This window comes from Shewanella sp. SG41-4 (genome assembly GCF_014164505.1).
Lineage (GTDB): Bacteria > Pseudomonadota > Gammaproteobacteria > Enterobacterales > Shewanellaceae > Shewanella.
In genome coordinates, this window is sequence record NZ_JACJFI010000436.1 from 1 (window position 1) to 2,352 (window position 2,352).

Annotated in this window: 3 protein-coding genes; all 3 read left to right on the top strand. The window is 40.3% G+C overall.

Annotated elements, in window-relative coordinates; genetic code table 11:
• The first annotated feature begins 247 nt into the window (after nucleotides 1–247).
• The gene (gene eno, locus H5202_RS20740; RefSeq protein ID WP_182773730.1) at nucleotides 248–1,549 is read left to right on the top strand and encodes a phosphopyruvate hydratase; all 1,302 of its coding nucleotides are present in this window, start codon (nucleotides 248–250) and stop codon (nucleotides 1,547–1,549) included.
• A 100-nt stretch (nucleotides 1,550–1,649) separates the two neighbouring features.
• Nucleotides 1,650–1,952 (top strand): cell division protein FtsB, encoded by a 303-nt coding sequence (ftsB, locus tag H5202_RS20745; protein WP_102036124.1) that lies wholly within the window; start codon nucleotides 1,650–1,652, stop codon nucleotides 1,950–1,952.
• A 62-nt stretch (nucleotides 1,953–2,014) separates the two neighbouring features.
• Nucleotides 2,015–2,352: 2-C-methyl-D-erythritol 4-phosphate cytidylyltransferase (locus tag H5202_RS20750; RefSeq protein ID WP_182773731.1), on the top strand; the 338-nt coding region annotated here is incomplete at its 3' end.

Below are 2,352 nucleotides of genomic sequence, written 5' to 3' on the forward strand. Positions count from 1 at the left end.
GGCTTTTTTATTCAAGATACTTGCGTTAGATCAAATAATCGCATCGATGACGTGTCGCAGCAGTGAAAACTAAGTTGATGCAAAGTCTAATTCGATTTATCCTAAGCACTAATCGATTTAAAATTACTAAACTGAAAGTTACATACCAATAAATCAGCTTGTTTAAGTGTGTTATGTGTTTTTATTGGTATTAACTTTTTTATTTCTTTTAATTTTTTAATTTACTTACACAAAGTACGAGGGAATTATGGCTAACATCATTAAAGTGATTGGTCGCGAGATTATGGATTCGCGCGGTAACCCAACTGTTGAAGCAGAAGTGCATTTAGAAGGCGGTTTTATCGGTATGGCTGCTGCACCATCTGGCGCATCAACCGGTAGTCGCGAAGCATTAGAGCTGCGTGACGGCGACAAAGCACGTTACTTAGGTAAAGGTGTCCTTAAAGCGGTTGCTGCTGTAAATGGCCCAATTGCAGAAGCGATTAAAGGTAAAGATGCATCTGCTCAAGCAGAACTTGACCAAATCATGATTGACCTAGACGGTACTGAAAACAAAGCAAAATTTGGCGCTAACGCCATTCTTGCTGTATCTCTAGCGATTGCAAAAGCGGCTGCTGCAGCTAAACACGTCCCTTTATATGCTCACATTGCTGATCTAAACGGTACACCAGGTGTTTACTCTATGCCTCTTCCAATGATGAACATCATCAATGGTGGCGAGCACGCAGATAACAGCGTTGATATTCAAGAGTTTATGATCCAACCTGTTGGCGCAAAGACTTTCCGTGAAGGTCTTCGTATGGGCGCAGAAGTATTCCACAGCCTTGCTAAAGTACTTAAAGCAGACGGTCACTCAACTGCAGTAGGTGATGAAGGTGGTTTTGCTCCTAACCTAGCATCTAACGAAGCGGCACTTGCTGCAATTAAAGTTGCTGTTGCCAACGCAGGTTATGAGTTAGGTAAAGACATCACGTTAGCGATGGATTGTGCAGCATCTGAGTTTTACGATAAAGAAGCCAACATCTACGATCTTAAAGGTGAAGGTAAAAAGTTTACTTCTGAAGAATTTAACTTCTTCTTACAAGGTTTAACTCAACGTTACCCAATCGTTTCTATCGAAGATGGTCTTGATGAGTCTGACTGGGATGGTTTTGCTCACCAAACTAAACTAATGGGCGATAAAATCCAATTAGTGGGTGACGATCTATTCGTAACAAACACTAAAATCCTTAAGCGTGGTATCGACAACGGCATCGCTAACTCTATTTTGATTAAATTCAACCAAATCGGTACCTTAACCGAAACCTTGGCTGCAATTAAAATGGCTAAAGATGCAGGCTTTACTGTTGTTATTTCTCATCGTAGTGGCGAGACTGAAGATTCAACGATTGCTGATTTAGCTGTTGGTACAGCGGCAGGTCAAATCAAAACGGGTTCACTAAGCCGTAGTGACCGTGTTGCGAAATACAACCAATTGCTACGTATTGAAGAAGCACTAGGTTCAAAAGCACCATATAACGGTCTTAAAGAAGTTAAAGGCCAAGGATAATATTTTTGTTTTAGCTTAAAAAGGCCACCACTCGGTGGCCTTTTTTGTTGTACTATAACGGACATATTTTCTAGAGATTACTTCGACATAAGTTAATATTATGAAGCAACTAATATTTTTACTGATTTGTTTATTGTCACTTTTACAGTACCGACTTTGGTTGGGCGATAACAATTTGTCAGAATATGTCTTATTGCAAACTCAAATAGCAGGCCAAGAACAAAGTAACGGCAAGCTTGTCGCTCGAAATCAAATTCTTAAAGAAGAAATTATCGATTTAAAACGTGGCACTGAAGCCATTGAAGAACGTGCCCGTAACGAGTTAGGTATGGTTAAAGAAGGTGAAACGTTTTATCGCGTCGTTGGTAGCGAACTGCGTGAACGGAACCAATTTAATCGATAGCACTGGGTTGCACAGCAGGTTTAACCCTTAATCATATTACTTTAAATATTGGTACTGCTAATATGCAAATCAATCCTCGTTCTATTATTGCAATTGTTCCTGCTGCAGGTGTTGGCAGTCGTATGGGGGCTGACAAACCTAAGCAATATTTAATGCTTGGTGAACAAAGTATTCTTGGTCATACATTAGATACGTTATTAGCTCATCCAGATATAGATCAGGTCATTGTTGCATTGCATCCTCAAGATAATTATTTCAGCCAATTACCTCAATCTCAGCATCCTAAATTAACCCAAGTTGTTGGCGGGGGTGAACGTGCTGATTCTGTTTTAGCTGCATTAAACTTTGCGCACAAGTATAATCCAGATGCGTGGGCGCTAGTTCATGATGCCGCAAGACC